This window comes from Pseudomonas sp. SCPG-7, from assembly GCF_002156405.1.
In the GTDB taxonomy this organism is placed as follows: Bacteria; Pseudomonadota; Gammaproteobacteria; order Pseudomonadales; family Pseudomonadaceae; genus Aquipseudomonas; species Aquipseudomonas parakoreensis.
In genome coordinates, this window is the sequence record NZ_MVOO01000007.1 from 192,609 (window position 1) to 208,887 (window position 16,279).

A 16,279-nucleotide genomic window follows, 5' to 3' on the forward strand; every position below is an offset into this window, starting at 1 on the left:
GAAGGACGACCAACATGCGTAACGACACACGAGTTCTGTTCAACGCTTACCTGCAACAGCTGGCCCAGTTGCACGGTGTGAGCGATGTCACTACCAAATTCACCGCCGCGCCGAGCGTTGCCCAGACGCTGGAAACCCGCATTCAGGAATCTAGTTCGTTCCTCAGCTCGATCAACATCTACGGCGTGTCCGAGCAGTCCGGCGAGAAGATCGGCATCGGTATCGACGGCACCATTGCCAGCACCACCGACACCACCGTGAAGGATCGCGAACCCCGTGACCCGAGCAGCCTGGACAATCGCGGGTACACCTGCACGCAAACCAACTTCGACACCGGTTTGCGTTACCAAAAGCTGGATCAGTGGGCGAAGTTCAAAGATTTCCAGGCGCGTATCCGTGACGCGATCATCAAAGCCCAGGCGCTCAACCGGATCATGATCGGCTGGAACGGTACCAGCCGTGCCGCCACGTCGAACCCGGCCACCAACCCGCTGTTGCAGGACGTGAACATCGGCTGGTTGCAAAAAATGCGCACCGAAAACGAAGCCCGCGTCATGGCCGAGGTAGCAGCTGGCAGCGGCAAGATCGAGATCGGCGCCGGCAAGGACTTCGAAAACATCGACGCCCTCGTTGTCAGCATGGTCAACGAGTTCATCGATCCCTGGTATCAAGAAGACACTGATCTGGTGGTCATCTGCGGCCGTCAGCTCTTGGCAGACAAGTACTTTCCGATCATCAACAAGACGCAGGCACCGACTGAGATGCTGGCTGCCGACATCGTCACCAGCCAAAAACGTCTGGGCAATCTGCCGGCCGTGCGCGTGCCGCACTTCCCGCCCAACGGCCTGCTGGTCACTCGCCTCGATAACCTGTCGATCTACTGGCAGGAAGGCACCCGCCGCCGCACAGTCGTGGACAACGCCAAGCGTGACCGCATCGAGAACTTCGAATCGGTTAACGAAAGTTATGTGATCGAAGACCTTGGCTGTGCAGCCATGGCCGAAAACATCACCCTGGCTTGAGGCGGCGACCATGACCAATCCTTGCCGTCGTCATTTTCAACGCGTCACTGCCGCCAAGGAGGCGGCAGCCGTGGAACCTACTCAAACCATGGCCGGCGCCACGGCTTACGAACATCAGCTCAACCAACTGCTGCAAGACCGCCTGCGCCTGAAACAGGTGCAATCGAACCAAGGCAAAGCGGAACTCAAGCGTCAGCTGCTGCCCGAATACATCCCATACGTGCAAGGCGTGCTGGACGCCGGCCAAGGCGCCCAAGACGAAGTGCTGACCACCATCATGGTCTGGCGCTTCGATGCCGGCGACTTCACCGGCGGCCTCGACATCGCCCAGTACGTGCTGCAACACAAGATGGTCATGCCAGATCGCTTCGCCCGCACGTTGGGCTGCCTGGTAGCAGAAGAAGTCGCGACCGCCGCGTTCAAGGCGCAGAAAGTCGGCGAACCGTTCGACCTGGCCATCCTGCACCGCACCGCTGAGCTGACCGACGCCGAAGACATGCCGGACCAGGCACGCGCCAAGCTGTTCCTCGCCATGGGCCGCGCAACGCTGGAAGGCATCACCGACGAAAAACCCGGCCAACCTGGTCAAGTGCAAGCAGGTATCGATTTGCTGAAAAAAGCCATTGATTTGCACGACGCCTGTGGTGGCAAAAAGGATCTGGAGCGGGCCGAACGCCTGCTCAACAAACTCGCTGCCGCTGGCAGCTAACCGAGCGTCCCCACGCACCCCGCCGGCTCGGGGCGGATCGGCCAGGCCGCTCCTCCTGAACGTGAAGCCCCGACCACCGGCGACCTACAACAGAGCGCAGATTCATGAGCGGATTCGTAGCGGGCGGCAGCAGTACTCCGGCGTCCAGTGGCCACATCAACACCGACCCCTTCTGGCCGTCGATCGACCTCGACGACGTGCGCGGCACTTTGCGCATCGACTCCAGCGTCACGCCGATCCGTCTGGAAACCGCGACCATCGCCGCCGCCATCAGCGTGAACCGCGAGTTCGCCGCATGGCGCCGCGCCAAACAGGCCGAAGGCTACCCCACTCTTGCGGACGTACCGGCCGAGCAAATCGAGGATAAGTCCGAACTCGTTCACCTCTATCAGCGGGCGATCTACGCCGCGACCGGCGCGGAAATTTGCGAGCGCTACCGCTCCTATGACAGCACCAACAGCGGCAACCAGAACGCCGACGAACTGACCCCAAGCATCGACGAACTGCGCCGCGACCAGCGCTGGGCCGTGCGCGACTTCCTCGGCCTCGGCCGCACCACCGTGGAGTTGATCTGATGGCCGTCAGCATCCGTGCCCAGCAGAGCGACACCGTCGATTCCCTGTGCTGGCGTCACTACGGCCGCACCGCCGGTGTGACCGAAGCAGTACTCGAAGCCAACCCCGGACTCGCCGACCACGGCCCGACCTTACCGCAGGGCCTCTTGGTGCAAATGCCAGAAGCCCAAGCCGCCGCCCCGCAACGGCAGATGGTGAACCTATGGGACTGAAGCGCCCGCACCACGCCATTGAACCCAACCACTCTGGATCATGGAATGAAACGCATGCCTGACCGTCCCGACACCTGGGCCTGGCTCGCCGCCTGGCTCGAACAGAACTGGCCAACCCTATATGCCGGCTTGTTGGCCTTGGTCATCGCGGGTCTTCGCGTCATTTACGGTGGCGGTACCTGGCGCCGAATGCTGATCGAAGCGCCGCTGTGCGGTGCCCTAGCCGTTTCCGTCAGCCACGGGCTGTCGCTGCTGGGGATACCCGTCTCGACCGCACCATTCTTCGGCGGCGCCATCGGCCTTCTGGGCGTCGAAGGCACCCGTGCCGCAGCAAGAAAGTTTTTCACCCGCAAGGTAGAACAGCTATGAGTGCCCTATTTCCCCAAGGAGGCAGCATGAAAAGTACGCACGAAACGCTTGTGCAACGAGTCGAGCAACTTGAGAAATTCCGCGTGGAAGTTCTGGCAATTTGTGAGAGCGGCAAACACCGAATCAAGCACACACAGTTAAAGATGTGCAGCTTCCTCGATCGCCTTAGGAGCCAGGCGCTTGAAGCGCAACACTTCAAATGCCCAGACAACTCAGAAGTACTGCAGATCGAAGTCGAAGCCCGCCGCATCTACGAAAGTTGGGCAGAAAAACCGGGCTTCGTACCTCGGGAGGCCGGCGGAAATTCGACCATGCAGGAAGTCGCGAAAGCCGAAGCTCGGCGGCTTTGTTCCGAAGCATCCAGCAATAGCGCACCCACCTGCTGAGGGCCAACGCATGAGCACGATTTTACGTCATGGGGATCGCTCACAAGCGGTGCGTACCCTGCAAAAGAATCTCAACCAACACGGCGCCAAGCTGGAAATCGACGGTGATTACGGCGATGCCACAGAGGCCGCCGTGCGCGCTTATCAGTTTAAAGTCGGCCTGGTCGTCGACGGAGTCGCCGGCAACAAAACGCTGGCCGCACTCGCCGGTAATGATTGCCAGCAGTTGCTGAGAAACACTGACCTGGTCAACGCCGCCGAACGTCTCGGCGTGCCGCTGGCCAGCGTCTACGCCGTCAATGAAGTCGAATCGAAGGGCAATGGCTTCCTCGACAATGGCAAGCCGGTGATTCTGTTCGAACGGCACATCATGTACCGCCAACTGTCGAAGGTGCGGCATGAAGGCGACGATCTGGCAGCGTTAAAACTACACGCCGACCAGTTGGCGGCGACCAACCCTGCAATCGTCAATCCGAAATCGGGTGGCTATGCCGGCGGCAGCGCCGAACACCAGCGCCTGGCAACCGCTCGTTTGATCGATGACACCGCCGCACTGGAGTCCGCCTCTTGGGGCGCGTTCCAGATCATGGGCTTTCACTGGCAGCGCCTGGGCTACAGTAGCGTGCAGGCTTTCGTCGCGGCCATGAGCGCCGGCGAGTCGCAGCAGTTCGATGCATTCGTCCGCTTCATCGAGACCGACCCGGTGCTGCACAAGGCGCTAAAAGGCCGCAAGTGGGCCGAGTTTGCCAAGCTGTACAACGGACCGGATTACCAGCGAAACCTGTACGACATCAAACTCCAACGCGCCTACGAGCGGCACGACGACTGCGGTTGTGGGCAGGCGGTGGCAGCATGATCGACTTCGACGCGGTGCAGCGGCTGAATGTCCAAGACGGCGATCTGCTGGTAGTGCCGGAGGACAGCGATCAACAGGACATGGTGCAGCTGCGCGATGCGCTCCGAATCCAGAATCCTCAACGCAAAGTCATCCTCATTCGTGGCCCGATCCAGCACATGGATATCGGCGACATGAATCAGCTCGGCTGGTACCGGGCGTGAGCGTCCTGCGGCAGGCCTTGCTCGGTGTTGCATTGCTTGCAGCGCTGGGGCTGCTGATCTGGAGCCAGGAGCTGCGCATCAGCGGGGCGAACAAGGACACCCGACTGGCCGAGCAAGACGCCAGCCGCGCCCGAGAACAAGCCGAACGCAACCTCGCCAACGCCAGCGCGTTGCGCGACACCCTGCAACAGGAACGCAACGCCCAGACCACCCTGCGCGCACAACAGGATCAACTGCGCCAAGGCCTGGCAAAGCGCGAACTCACCATCGAGGCTCTGAAACGTGAAAACGTCGACCTACGCAATTGGGCTGCCCAGCCTTTGCCTGATGCTGCTCGCCGGCTGCGCGAGCGCCCCGCCCTCACCGGCGCCCACGCTTATCGTCAGTGGCTGTCCACCCGTCGTGCCCTGCACCCTACCGGCGACCAGCCCGCGCAGTAACGGCGATCAGCTCACCGATCAGGATCGTGTCGAGGCCGCTTGGGCAGAATGCGCAAGCCAGGTGGACATGATTTACCAACACCAGCAGGCCCAGCCATGAACAAGCCCGACAGCCTGAAAGCACACTTGCTCGCCACCGTGGCAGAAATCAAGCACAACCCTGACCGACTGTTGATTTTCATCGACAACGGCAAGATCCGCTGCACCGCCGCACAGACGCTCTCCTTCGAATACAGCTTCGACCTGCAGGTTATCCTCACCGACTTCGCCGGCCACCCCGATAGCGTCATGTTGCCGCTGCTGGGTTGGCTGAGCGTCCATCAGTCCGAGCTGTTGGAGAACCTGAGCAAGGCCGCTGACGGCATTCAGTTCGAGGCTGACATTCTCGACAACAGCAAAGTGGATATGAGCCTGACGCTGCCGCTGACCGAGCGTGTGGTGGTGGGCAAGGATGACCAGGGCAACACCACCGTTCGACATCCCGGCGAGCCGCAACGGGCTGCTGACTTTCTTGATCCGAACTGGATACCAGGTGCGCAGGGTACGGGTAGCGAATGGGTGCTGCCCAAATGACCAATCGATTGGAAGCGCTAGAGGACTGGGCAGCCGGGTTGGTTGGACAGCTTGAGCCGGCGTCGCGCGACAGACTGGCACGCCGTCTCGGCCAGGTACTGCGACGCAGCCAGCAGCAACGCATCATTGTTCAGCTGAACCCGGACGGCAGCAAATATGCGCCACGGAAACAACGCAACCTACGCGGTAAGCAGGGACGATTGAAACGGAAAGTGAAGATGTTTCAGAAGCTGCGCACGGCGACGTTTCTGAAAGTCCAGGGCGACGGCAACGCTATCAGCATTGGATTCGCTGGCCGTATTGCACGGATTGCTAGAGTGCACCAATACGGCCTGCGAGACCGTGCCGAGGGCGGAGCAGCCCAAGTGACATATGCTCAACGCGAAATTTTAGGCTTTGCTCCCGGGGACCTTGGTTCAGTACGAGATGAGCTATTAGCGCACCTCAGCAAGGATCTAAATTTTTAGACCAACCTTATTCCCCTGAACGTCAATAGATGGCATAAAGCAAGCTCTTGCATCAAAAAGCCACCACAAGGGAATAGCAATGGAGCGTGATGACACGGCAGTTAAATTAAATGTCAACATAACAAGCGAAGAAACAAATAACGATATCGAGATAATCGAAGTAAAACACAAAACTAGTTATTCCGAAGATATTCACTACCTACTCATTGAGACAAAAATTAAATCGAGCACTTGGTCTCTACAAGGTACTCCGACTTCAAGTTCTCGTATAAAAGTCAGGGCTACTTATCTCTACGGAAGCCGTGGCGGTGTCAGATCAGGTCAATTTATCAGTGAGATGGGGGGAGAACTTAATGACAGTCGCAGGTCCGTAAAGCTGACGAACGGATCAGTTATGATTGATAGCAGCATGCGTGGACTACATGTAGGCACATATCTTTTTCACAAGATCGTTTCATGGGCAAAACAATTTGATCCCTCTTATACCGTTGTCCCCATATCAGTAATCGCCGGAGATGCAGAAAAGGAAAACAAAGATCGTCGAAATAAGCTTTACACAAATTCTGGGATACGATTTAACTGGAATGGTGCTGAGGGTATGGGAGGCCAATCCGACCCTACTTTAAGAATTTCAGAGCTTGTGCCTTATGCAAACTGGCCAAACATAACCAGAAACTATGACATGAGCGCGCTAGATAAGACATGGCGGGAATTATCAACATTAAAAGAAAAAGCACGCAACCTTAGGGCATCCAAGCGATTTTATCGGAGAGAATACGAAACCATCAGAGCACGTCTGCGTGCCATCGCCGGTTTCTTAAATTTGCCTGGTTACATTTTTTGTATCTTGCTTGGGTTAGCCATCGGAAAAGCTTTAGGGTGGTATCAAGGGTTTTAAAAAGCTATTCATCGTTCTCATGTAATCAAAAGAATTACAACTTGCTACTGCTGCAGTCGCGCACACATGGCGCCACCATCGGCGCCATGAACGACTTAGCCACCCTCGCCCGCCTGATCGAAAACCTCATCCGCCTCGGCACCATCGCTGCCGTCCAGATGAAGCCCCCGCGTGTGCAGGTCAAAACCGGCACCCTCACCACCGGCTGGCTCCCATGGATTGCCCCCCGGGCCGGGGCCGACCGTGAGTGGAACCCGCCCACCGTCAACGAGCAAGTCATCCTGTTCAGCCCTTCCGGCCAACTCGGCAACGGCGTGGTCTTGACCGGCCTGTTCAGCGATAACATCCCGGCCAACGGCGACCGCGAGGGCCTGCAGCGAACCACCTACCGCGATGGCACCGTCCTCGAGTACGACAGCGTTGCGCATCACCTCAACGCTACTTTGGCCGAGGGCGGCACCACCAACCTGATCAGCAGCGGCGGCATCCACATCGTTGGCCCAATCACCCATGAGGGCGACTACACCCAGACCGGCAACCAGAACATCACCGGCAAGGTAACCGTGTCCGACGATGTAATCGCGGCCCATATCAGTCTGGTGAAGCATGTGCACGGCGGTGTCATGCCCGGCGGTGCGAAAACGGAGAAGCCGGTATGAACCGAGAAACCGGCGCAGCCCTCGGCCTGGTCGAACACATCGCCCAGTCGATCACCGACATCCTGACCACTCGCATAGGCACCCGCGTCATGCGCCGCGAATACGGCAGCCTGCTCCCCGAGCTGGTGGATCAGCCGTTCAACGACTTCACCCGATTGCAGGTGTATGCCGCCACCGTCATGGCCCTGATGCGCTGGGAAACCCGCATCAGCCTCAGTCGTATCCAGTTCATCGGCGCGAACCTTCAGGGCCAGGCGTCGCTGGTGTTCGAAGGCACCATTGTCGACAACAACCAGCCGCTGAGCTTGAGCGTGCCTCTGCAACTGGGGGGCAGCGTATGAACACTTTCGTCGCCATCGACCTCGGCCAACTACCGGCGCCGCAGATCGTCGAACAGATCGACTACGAGCAGATCCTCGCCGAGCGTAAGGCCTACGCCGTCAGTCTTTGGCCTGCGGAGGAACAAGCCGAGATCGCTGCACGCCTCAACATGGAGTCGGAGCCGCTGACCAAATTACTCGAGGAAAACGCCTACCGTGAAACCGTCTGGCGTCAGCGCGTCAATGAAGCTTCCGTCGCCAACATGCTCGCCCTGGCCAAAGGCACCGACCTCGAACAGCTCGCCGCCAATTTCAACGTCAAGCGCCTGGTGATTCAGGCTGCAAATCCGACAGCCGTGCCGCCGCTCCCCAAGCTGATGGAAAGTGACGATAGCCTGCGCGAACGGGCACAGATGGCATGGGAAGGCCTCAGCACCGCCGGCCCGCGCAATAGCTACATCTTCCACGCTCGCTCCGCTGACGGTCAGGTCGCCGACGCCACCGCCGAAAGCCCGGCGCCGGCCGAGGCTGTGGTTACGGTGCAATCCGTGCTGGGCGACGGTACCGCGTCACAGACACTGCTCGACAAGGTGAAGGCCTATCTCAGCGACGATGACCGCCGACCGGTTGCGGATCGTCTGACCGTGCAAGGCGCGGAGATCATCAACTATCAGATCAAGGCCAAGATCTACCCGCTCAGCAACGGACCGGAAACCGAACTTGTCCTCGCTGCTGCAGAAGCCCAATTGCTCAAATTCGTGCACCAACGACGGCGTCTGGCGTTGGAGGTTTCAGAGTCGATCGTGCACGCCGCGCTGCATGTTGAGGGCGTGCGCAAAGTAGTGCTGGAGGACTGGGAAGACATCGTCGCCACCAAGTACCAGGCGCCGTATTGCACGAGCGTTGAACTGACGTTGGGGGTTGAATAATGACCTACCAGCCACTGCTCCCCGGCAACTCGACCCCGCTGGAGCGCCAAGCCGCGCGGGGCTTGGCAGATATTCAGCGTGTGCCGATTCCGCTGCGCACGCTCTACAACCCTGACCAGTGCCCTCTGCCCCTACTGCCGTATTTGGCCTGGGCGTTTTCGGTTGACCGCTGGGACGGGAAATGGCCGGAAGCCGCCAAGCGCGCCGCCTGCCGAGCTGCCTATTACGTCCACTCCCACAAGGGCACCATCGGCGCCCTGCGCCGGGTGGTCGAACCTCTTGGTTATTTGATCGAGGTCGCCGAGTGGTGGCAGACCGCTCCGCCTGGCACGCCCGGTACGTTCGCCTTGCGCATCGGCGTCCTCGACTCCGGCATCACCGAAGCGATGTATCAGGAACTGGTGTGGCTGATCGATGACGCCAAGCCCCTGACCCGACACCTGACCGGCCTCGATATTGTCCTTGAAACCAAACTCAACGCGTTCGTTGGCTTTGCGGTTTATGACGGCGATGAGATCGACGTGTACCCCTGGAACAACCCGGACATCGATATCTCGATCCGGGCCTACAGCGGCGTTAGCCTTTATACCCTCGACGAACTGGATGTTTACCCTCATGGTTGATCAGAACTCTATTTTCGGCGGCATGCTGACCACGCTGGGCGTCGCCAAGAAAACCAATTGCGACGCCCTCGGCATTCCGTGGGAACCGCGTTACATGCTGATTGGCGACGCCAACGGCACCGATCCCGTGCCCAGCCCCGCGCAAACCAAGCTGATCAATCAGCGGTACCGCGCCCAGCTCAATCAGCTGCGTGTTTCACCAACAGACGACAACGTCCTGATCGCTGAACTGGTGCTACCGCCCGATGTTGGCGGATGGTGGATCCGCGAATTGGCGCTCGAAGACAAGGACGGCGTGTTCTCAGCCGTGGCCAACGTGGCGCCAAGCTATAAGCCCTTGCTCGCACAGGGGTCGGGCCGCAACCAGGTTGTGCGCATGCACGTCATCACCAGCGGCACGTCGAACATTCAGTTGAAGATTGATCCGTCGGTTGTATTGGCGACCCGTGAATACGTCGATACGCGCATATTGGAAGAGTTGAATAAGCTCGACAACAAGCAATCAGTGCGCGCTGCAACCACGGCCAATATCGCGCTCGCCGGGCTTCAGACCGTTGACGGCGTGTTGCTGGCGACCGGAGACCGGGTATTGGTGAAGAATCAAGCTGTAGCCAAGGACAACGGCATATGGGTAGCGTCGGTCGGCGGCTGGGCGCGTGCGGCAGATGCAGACGTCAACGCCGAGGTCACTTCCGCGTTGCTGGTATCAGTCGAACAAGGTACGACCTTGGCCGACACTCGTTGGCAGTTGGTCACCGACGGGACAATTGTTCTGGGCACCACGGCGCTGACATTTCAGAACGTGACGCAAGGCCTAGCACCGATCAACTCCCCAGCGCTAATCAATCCGACAGCAAACACGCCGCCTCTATTCGATAGCTCAATGAAGATCGCTACTACCGAGTTTGCACAGCGAGCACAGGGGAATTTCGCCGGACGTTTCGATATTTCGGCGCTTCCGGCGACATTGAGCATCGCGGCCGCAGGCCACCGCATTGTGCTTGCTGCATCGGGGACATTGACCCTGCCACTCGTTAATTCGGTACCCACCGGTACCAATTTCTTTCTATTCAACACGACGCCGGGCGTGGTCAACATTATCCGGCAGGGTACAGACGTTATCAGTGCGATGTCAGTTAACTCCCTAACCTCTGTAACCCTTCAATCCCTGTCTACCATCGTGATCACCGCAGGGAACGGGCAATGGGTTGTTGAGGATGGTATGTCGGCTATGAAATACGCACCCGAATTTGGTAGTTACTGGGGGAGTGCTGGCTACCACCGACTGCCATCCGGCGCGATCGAGCAATGGGGGTCGGGCGTAACCGATGCGAACGGATACGTTTACGTCACCTTTCCTATCCCGTTCCCTAATGCGCCAAGAAATATCACGCCGATGCACGTCGGCTCGCTGTGTTTGCAGCATGCAGTCATGGGGACTGGGCTGAGGGCGACCGGTTGTACTTTGCGCGTGCAAAATGCGGCGGGCGCGGCTCAGGCAGAGTGGACGGTTTGGTGGCGAGCTATAGGAAATTGAAAATGAATAAGGTCGTTTTTTTCAGTCCGTCAACGTGTGGGGCTTATCGCCCTGAGATCCATGGCGCGAACATGCCAGCGGACGTAATCGAAGTGTCGGAAAGTGTTTGGCAGTCGCTGCTTGATGAGTTGGCGGTTAGCCCTAAAAAAATGTCGTCCCGGCCCGATGGTCAGCCGGTGCTGATTGATCCGCCGCCGCTCGATGCTGAGGAACTTGCGGCTGTCGAGCGCGCCTGGCGTGATGCTCAACTGGCCTTGACGGATCCGCTGGTGTCCCGGCACCGCGACGAGATCGAGGAGGGTGGCGCGACCTCGATCACGGCGGATCAATATACGGAATTGCAGGCCTATCGCCGGCAGTTACGCGACTGGCCGCAGGGGTCGCAATTCCCGCTCGCCGAACATCGGCCGATCACGCCGCTGTGGTTTACCGGACAGACTCAGTAATCCGCTACACGCTGTAATTCCCCTGACTACAAACCCGCACGCTCGCCGATCCGGCGCGCGCGCGGCAGCCTGTGCACTGTCATTCCAATTACTGCGCAGGCAAAACCATGGCCGATTATCTTCACGGCGTGCGGGTGCTCGAACTCAACGACGGCACCCGCCCCATTCGCACCATCCCCACCGCCGTCATCGGCATGGTCTGCACGGCCGACGATGCTGATGCCACGTTCTTTCCGTTGGACACACCGGTACTGCTGACCAATGTGCAGACCGCCATTGCCAAGGCAGGCGTAAAGGGCACCCTCGCGGTCAGCCTGCAAGCGATTGCCGACCAAACCAAACCGTACACCATCGTGGTTCGGGTCAAGGAAGGTGCTACCGAGGCGGAAACAACTTCGGCACTGATCGGTACCACCACCGCAGATGGCAAATACACCGGTATGAAAGCGTTGCTCGCGGCCAAGGCCAGAGTCGGCATGGTGCCGCGCATCCTCGGCGTGCCAGGCCTCGACAGCCAGCCGGTAGCCACCGCCCTGGTCAGCATCGGCCAACAGTTACGCGCCTTCAACTACGTCAGTGCCTGGGACTGCAAAACCAAGGAAGAAGCGGTCGCCTATCGCGAGAACTTCGGTGCCCGTGAAGTGATGGTGATCTGGCCCGATTTCCAGAACTGGGATACCGCAACCAACAAAACCGTAAACGCCTCGGCCGTCGCCCGTGCCCTCGGGTTACGCGCCAAGATCGATCAGGAAGTGGGCTGGCACAAAACACTGTCCAACGTTGCAGTGAACGGTGTCACCGGCATCAGCGCCGACGTGTTCTGGGATCTGCAAAACCCCGCCACCGATGCCAATTACCTCAACGGCAACGAGGTCACCACCCTGATCAACGAAAGCGGTTTCCGTTTTTGGGGCAGTCGCACTTGCAGCGACGATCCGCTGTTTGCTTTCGAGAACTACACCCGCACCGCGCAGATCCTCGCCGACACCATGGCCGAGGCGCAGATGTGGGCCATCGACAAGCCCATGAACCCCTCCCTGGTGCGCGACATCATCGAGAGCAACAACGCAAAGTTCCGCGAGCTGACAGCCAACGGCTACTTGCTCGGTGGCAGTTGCTGGTACCCGGAAGACGTCAACGATAAAGACACCCTCAAGGCCGGCAAGTTGTACATCGACTACGACTACACGCCTGTACCACCGCTGGAAGATCTCACGCTGCGCCAGCGCATCACTGACCGCTATCTCATCAACTTCGCCGCCAAAGTAAACAGCTGAGCCGGGACTCCCCGAGGGAGTAAACCCGTGCCTGAGTACCGGAGAACACCGCCATGGCCATGCCACGCAAACTCAAAAACCTGAACCTCTTCAACGACGCCAACAACTACGTGGGCGTGGTCAAGTCGGTCACCCTGCCCCCGCTCGGCCGCAAGATGGAAGCCTATCGGGGCGGCGGCATGAATGGCCCGGTCAAGGCTGACCTCGGATTTTCAGACGACGGCATTCAGTTCGAATGGAAGACCGGCGGGCTGGATCTGATTTCCCTCAAACAGTTCGGCGCGGTCAATGCGTCGGGCGTCGCCCTGCGCTTCGCCGGCTCGTTCCAGCAGGACGACACCGGCGAAGTCAGTGCTGTGGAAGTTGTGCTGCGTGGCCGTCACGAAACCATCGAGATGGGCGACGCGCAGCCCGGTGAAGACACCGAACACAGCATCACCACCACCTGCACGTACTACAAGCTGATCGTCGATAACGAGGAAATCATCGAGATCGACTTGCTCAACTTCATCGAGAAGGTCAACGGCGTGGACATGCTGGAGAAACAGCGCTCCGCCATCGGCCTTTGAACCACTCCCTAAATCAATTACCTGGAGCAGCACATGAACACCGAAGAAATCAATACCGGAGCTCTGCCGGCAGTCGATGACAACACTGTCATCCTCGATACGCCGATCTTGCGCGGCAAGAGTCAGATCGACAGCCTCACCCTGCGCAAGCCTTGCTCCGGCGAACTGCGCGGCGTGCACCTGGTGGACCTGCTGAATCTCGACGTCGCCGCCCTGCTCAAGGTGCTGCCACGCATTACCTCACCGAGCATCACCGCCACCGAAGCCGCCGGCATGGACCCAGCCGACCTTCTCGCCTGCGGCAATAAGGTTGCGCATTTTTTGTTGCAGAAGTCGGTGAGGACGGACGCCTCCCTCGTTGCGTAGAGGACGCCATGGCCGATCTGGCCGTGGTTTTTCACTGGGCGCCGGCTGATATGGACCAGTTGAGCCTGCAAGAACTGATGGACTGGCGCGAGCGCGCCAGGGTGCGGAGTTCCACCGATGGCGAATGATCTAAAGCTTCAGGTACTGCTCAACGCGATTGACCGGGCGAGCGGTCCCCTGAAGGCCATCGACAAGGGCAGCATCGGCGCTGCCCGCGCACTCAAGGACGCTCGCGACCGACTCAAGGAACTCAACGCTCAGCAGAAAGACGTCAGCGCCTGGCGCACCCAGCGCGCCGCCGCTGAACAGACTGAAACCGCCCTCACCTCGGCCCGCGATAAAGTGCGCGCGCTCAGTCAGCAGTTTGCCGCGACGGGCGTTCCGACCAAGGCATTGGCCAAGGACTTCCGCACCGCCGTGCGCGAGGCTCAGCGGCTTAAGGAACAACACCAGCAGCAATCGGAACAGTTGCAGGCGCTACGCTCGAAACTGTACGGCGCCGGGATCAGCACCAAAGACCTCGGCACGCACGAACGTCAGCTGCGCGAGCAGATCGGCGCCACCAACGCGACGATCAGTGAGCAGGGCAAACGCCTGGTAGCCTTGAATGCGCAGCAGAAGCGCATGGCGATCGAGCGCAACAAGCTGGAGAAAACCCAAAGCTTGGCCAGCGACATGGCAGTCAATGGCGCTGCCGGATTAGGGGCCGGCTATGCGATCAGCCGTCCGCTGAAACAAGCCGTGGATGCATTCGCGCCGAACGAGGATTCGGCAACTCAGCTGAAGGTGTCGATGATGGACGACACCGGCAAGGTCGCTGAGGACTTTCAAAAGATCACCGATCTCGCGACAAAGCTTGGCGACCGCCTGCCAGGCACGACCGCTGACTTTCAGGAAATGATGACGATGCTGCGGCGCCAAGGCCTCAGCGCACAGAGCATCCTTGGAGGTACCGGCGAAGCGGCGGCATACCTGGGCGTGCAGTTGAAGATGCCGGTGACTGAGGCCGCCGAGTTCGCGGCGAAGATGCAGGACGCCACCCGGACGACTGAGAAGGACATGATGGCGCTGATGGACACCATACAGCGTGGTTTCTACTCAGGCGTCGACTCGACCAACATGCTGCAGGGCTTCAGCAAGATCGCCCCGGTGATGGATACCATCAAGAAATCAGGGATTGAGGCTGCCAATGAGCTGGCACCATTGCTGATCATGATGGATCAAGCCGGTATGGAAGGTGGTTCGGCCGGTAACGCGTTCCGCAAGATCTTCCAAGCTGGCTTGGACAAAGATAACGTCGGTAAAGCCAACAACATCGCCAAGGCAACCGGCAGGGACGTGTCGTTCAAATTCACGGACGACAAAGGCAATTTCGCTGGCCTCGAAAATCTCTACGCTCAGGTTGAAAAACTCAAAGCGTTCAACGATGAAGACCGTGGCGCCATCATCAAAAAGCTGTTCGGTGATGACGCCGAGACACTGACCACCCTCAACACCATGATGAACAAAGGGCTGGCCGGTTATCACGAGGTTCAACAGAAGCTCCAGAGCCAGGCCGACCTGCGTACTCGGGTCAACGAGCAACTCGGTACCCTGACAAATGTCATGGAAGCAGCCGAGGGCAGCTTTACCAACGCCATGGCGGAGTTCGGCGCCGCCGTCGCGCCCGAACTCAAGGAACTGATCAACACCTTAGGCGAAGTTGCAAACAAGGTCGGCGCCTGGGCACGGGAGAATCCGAAACTCGCTGGCGGACTGGTAAAAGTCGTAGCCCTGGTGGCCGGCCTCTCGTTCGTGTTCGGTGGTCTGGCAATTGGCATGGCCAGCTTGCTCGGCCCCTTCGCCGTGATTCGCTATGGCATGGCAATGTTTGGTATGCAAGGTGGCGGCACGCTACGAATCATGCAGAAGCTGTTGCCCACCATCACCGGTTTGGCCCGCAATGCACTGCCGATGCTGGGCCAGGGTGTCCGGTTGCTCGCCAGCACTTTCAGTGGCGCATTGGTGACCGCCCTGCGAACCGTCAGCATTGCGCTCTGGGGTTTGGCCGCCAATCCGGTGGTGCTGGCCATCGCTGCGATTGTCGCGGTACTCGCCGGAGCGGCTTACCTGATCTACACCAACTGGGACGCAGTGAAACTCTACTTCGCCAACGCCTGGACTGAGATCAAAGCCGGGTTCAGCGGCGGCATTGGCGGCATCATCACAACCCTCGCCAACTTCAGCCCCATAGGACTGATTTACCAGGCCTTTGCCGGGGTGCTGAGTTACCTCGGTGTGGATCTACCAAGTCGCTTTACCGAGTTCGGCAACATGATCGTCAACGGCCTGGTCAACGGGTTGCTGGCGGGATTGGGGCAGATCAAGAACGCTGTCAGTTCGGTCGCTGATTCGGCGATCAACATGTTCAAGGAAAAGCTCGACATTCACAGCCCGTCCCGCGTGTTCACCGCGCTCGGCGGCTTCACCATGGCCGGGCTGACCCAAGGTCTGCAAGGTGGCCAAGATGGCCCGCTGGGCGCCGTCACTGACATGGGCAAACAAGTCGTATCTGCCGGGCAACGTGCACTTGGCGCCGTGGCTGGCCCGCTCGGCGCCATCGGGCTGCCGCAGTCGCCGACCGGCGCCGCCGCATCCTCTTCAGTGTCGATCGACAATCGCGCACCCATCAGCCCGGCACCGGCCGCAGCCTACGACAGCCACGACACCTACGAAATCAACATCCACACCACGCCCGGCATGGATGAGCGCGCCATCGCCCGTGCCGTGCGCGCCGAGCTGGCCCGCGTCTCCAGCGAAAAGAGCGCCCGCCAGCGCAGCAAACTGTCCGACCTGGAGTAACC

At 59.4% G+C, this 16,279-nt stretch carries 23 protein-coding genes and 1 pseudogene; all 24 read left to right on the forward strand.

Annotated elements, in window-relative coordinates:
* Positions 1-14: 14 nt before the first annotated feature.
* The 24 genes and pseudogenes from B1722_RS15510 to B1722_RS15620 all read left to right on the forward strand — a co-directional run bounded on the left by B1722_RS15510 (position 15) and on the right by B1722_RS15620 (position 16,277).
* Positions 15-1,022 carry a phage major capsid protein, P2 family gene (locus tag B1722_RS15510; protein WP_086793274.1) on the forward strand — a complete coding sequence of 336 codons (1,008 nt, stop codon included), beginning with the start codon at positions 15-17 and terminating at the stop codon, positions 1,020-1,022.
* A 10-nt stretch (positions 1,023-1,032) separates the two neighbouring features.
* Positions 1,033-1,731, forward strand: a complete 699-nt coding sequence (locus tag B1722_RS15515; RefSeq protein ID WP_086793276.1) for a terminase endonuclease subunit — start codon at positions 1,033-1,035, stop codon at positions 1,729-1,731.
* A 104-nt stretch (positions 1,732-1,835) separates the two neighbouring features.
* The gene (locus B1722_RS15520) at positions 1,836-2,306 is read left to right on the forward strand and encodes a head completion/stabilization protein (RefSeq protein WP_086793278.1); all 471 of its coding nucleotides are present in this window, start codon (positions 1,836-1,838) and stop codon (positions 2,304-2,306) included.
* The gene (locus B1722_RS15525; protein WP_086793280.1) at positions 2,306-2,518 is read left to right on the forward strand and encodes a tail protein X; all 213 of its coding nucleotides are present in this window, start codon (positions 2,306-2,308) and stop codon (positions 2,516-2,518) included. The genes B1722_RS15520 and B1722_RS15525 overlap by 1 nt, the downstream gene beginning before the upstream one ends.
* 45 nt (positions 2,519-2,563) lie before the next feature.
* A complete protein-coding gene (locus B1722_RS15530; protein WP_176393378.1) occupies positions 2,564-2,887 on the forward strand; it encodes a phage holin, lambda family in 324 nt (107 codons plus the stop codon).
* Positions 2,888-2,913: 26 nt separating this feature from the next.
* Entirely contained in the window at positions 2,914-3,273 is a 360-nt protein-coding gene (locus B1722_RS15535; RefSeq protein WP_086793290.1) for a hypothetical protein, read from the forward strand.
* Positions 3,274-3,283: 10 nt separating this feature from the next.
* Entirely contained in the window at positions 3,284-4,129 is an 846-nt protein-coding gene (locus tag B1722_RS15540; RefSeq protein ID WP_086793292.1) for an N-acetylmuramidase family protein, read from the forward strand.
* Complete coding sequence (locus B1722_RS15545; RefSeq protein WP_086793294.1) at positions 4,126-4,332, forward strand: hypothetical protein; 207 nt, start codon at positions 4,126-4,128, stop codon at positions 4,330-4,332. Before B1722_RS15540 ends, B1722_RS15545 begins: the two co-directional genes overlap by 4 nt.
* Positions 4,329-4,772: an Rz-like lysis system protein LysB gene (lysB, locus tag B1722_RS29885; RefSeq protein ID WP_086793296.1), complete on the forward strand. Its 444-nt coding sequence runs from the start codon at positions 4,329-4,331 to the stop codon at positions 4,770-4,772. The genes B1722_RS15545 and lysB overlap by 4 nt, the downstream gene beginning before the upstream one ends.
* Positions 4,687-4,872: pseudogene (gene lysC / locus B1722_RS29670) on the forward strand (Rz1-like lysis system protein LysC); the annotation flags it as partial. The gene lysB and the pseudogene lysC, both read left to right, overlap by 86 nt.
* Positions 4,869-5,345, forward strand: coding sequence for a phage tail protein (locus tag B1722_RS15555; protein WP_086793298.1), 477 nt, complete (start codon positions 4,869-4,871; stop codon positions 5,343-5,345). The pseudogene lysC and the gene B1722_RS15555, both read left to right, overlap by 4 nt.
* Positions 5,342-5,812: a phage virion morphogenesis protein gene (locus tag B1722_RS15560; protein WP_086793401.1), complete on the forward strand. Its 471-nt coding sequence runs from the start codon at positions 5,342-5,344 to the stop codon at positions 5,810-5,812. Before B1722_RS15555 ends, B1722_RS15560 begins: the two co-directional genes overlap by 4 nt.
* A gap of 79 nt (positions 5,813-5,891) precedes the next feature.
* Positions 5,892-6,710: a hypothetical protein gene (locus B1722_RS15565; RefSeq protein ID WP_086793300.1), complete on the forward strand. Its 819-nt coding sequence runs from the start codon at positions 5,892-5,894 to the stop codon at positions 6,708-6,710.
* A gap of 86 nt (positions 6,711-6,796) precedes the next feature.
* A complete protein-coding gene (locus B1722_RS15570) occupies positions 6,797-7,369 on the forward strand; it encodes a phage baseplate assembly protein V (RefSeq protein ID WP_086793403.1) in 573 nt (190 codons plus the stop codon).
* A complete protein-coding gene (locus tag B1722_RS15575) occupies positions 7,366-7,710 on the forward strand; it encodes a GPW/gp25 family protein (protein ID WP_086793302.1) in 345 nt (114 codons plus the stop codon). The genes B1722_RS15570 and B1722_RS15575 overlap by 4 nt, the downstream gene beginning before the upstream one ends.
* A complete protein-coding gene (locus B1722_RS15580) occupies positions 7,707-8,618 on the forward strand; it encodes a baseplate J/gp47 family protein (RefSeq protein WP_086793304.1) in 912 nt (303 codons plus the stop codon). The genes B1722_RS15575 and B1722_RS15580 overlap by 4 nt, the downstream gene beginning before the upstream one ends.
* Positions 8,618-9,241: a phage tail protein I gene (locus tag B1722_RS15585; RefSeq protein ID WP_086793306.1), complete on the forward strand. Its 624-nt coding sequence runs from the start codon at positions 8,618-8,620 to the stop codon at positions 9,239-9,241. Before B1722_RS15580 ends, B1722_RS15585 begins: the two co-directional genes overlap by 1 nt.
* Positions 9,222-10,778, forward strand: coding sequence for a phage tail protein (locus B1722_RS15590; RefSeq protein WP_256578857.1), 1,557 nt, complete (start codon positions 9,222-9,224; stop codon positions 10,776-10,778). Before B1722_RS15585 ends, B1722_RS15590 begins: the two co-directional genes overlap by 20 nt.
* A 2-nt stretch (positions 10,779-10,780) precedes the next feature.
* A complete protein-coding gene (locus tag B1722_RS15595) occupies positions 10,781-11,224 on the forward strand; it encodes a phage tail assembly chaperone (protein ID WP_086793310.1) in 444 nt (147 codons plus the stop codon).
* Positions 11,225-11,331: 107 nt separating this feature from the next.
* Entirely contained in the window at positions 11,332-12,501 is a 1,170-nt protein-coding gene (locus B1722_RS15600; protein WP_086793312.1) for a phage tail sheath protein, read from the forward strand.
* A 53-nt stretch (positions 12,502-12,554) separates the two neighbouring features.
* Complete coding sequence (locus tag B1722_RS15605; protein ID WP_086793314.1) at positions 12,555-13,070, forward strand: phage major tail tube protein; 516 nt, start codon at positions 12,555-12,557, stop codon at positions 13,068-13,070.
* Positions 13,071-13,103: 33 nt separating this feature from the next.
* The gene (locus B1722_RS15610; RefSeq protein WP_086793316.1) at positions 13,104-13,436 is read left to right on the forward strand and encodes a phage tail assembly protein; all 333 of its coding nucleotides are present in this window, start codon (positions 13,104-13,106) and stop codon (positions 13,434-13,436) included.
* A gap of 8 nt (positions 13,437-13,444) precedes the next feature.
* Positions 13,445-13,564, forward strand: coding sequence for a GpE family phage tail protein (locus B1722_RS15615; RefSeq protein WP_086793319.1), 120 nt, complete (start codon positions 13,445-13,447; stop codon positions 13,562-13,564).
* Complete coding sequence (locus B1722_RS15620) at positions 13,554-16,277, forward strand: phage tail tape measure protein (protein WP_086793321.1); 2,724 nt, start codon at positions 13,554-13,556, stop codon at positions 16,275-16,277. Before B1722_RS15615 ends, B1722_RS15620 begins: the two co-directional genes overlap by 11 nt.
* Positions 16,278-16,279: the final 2 nt, after the last annotated feature.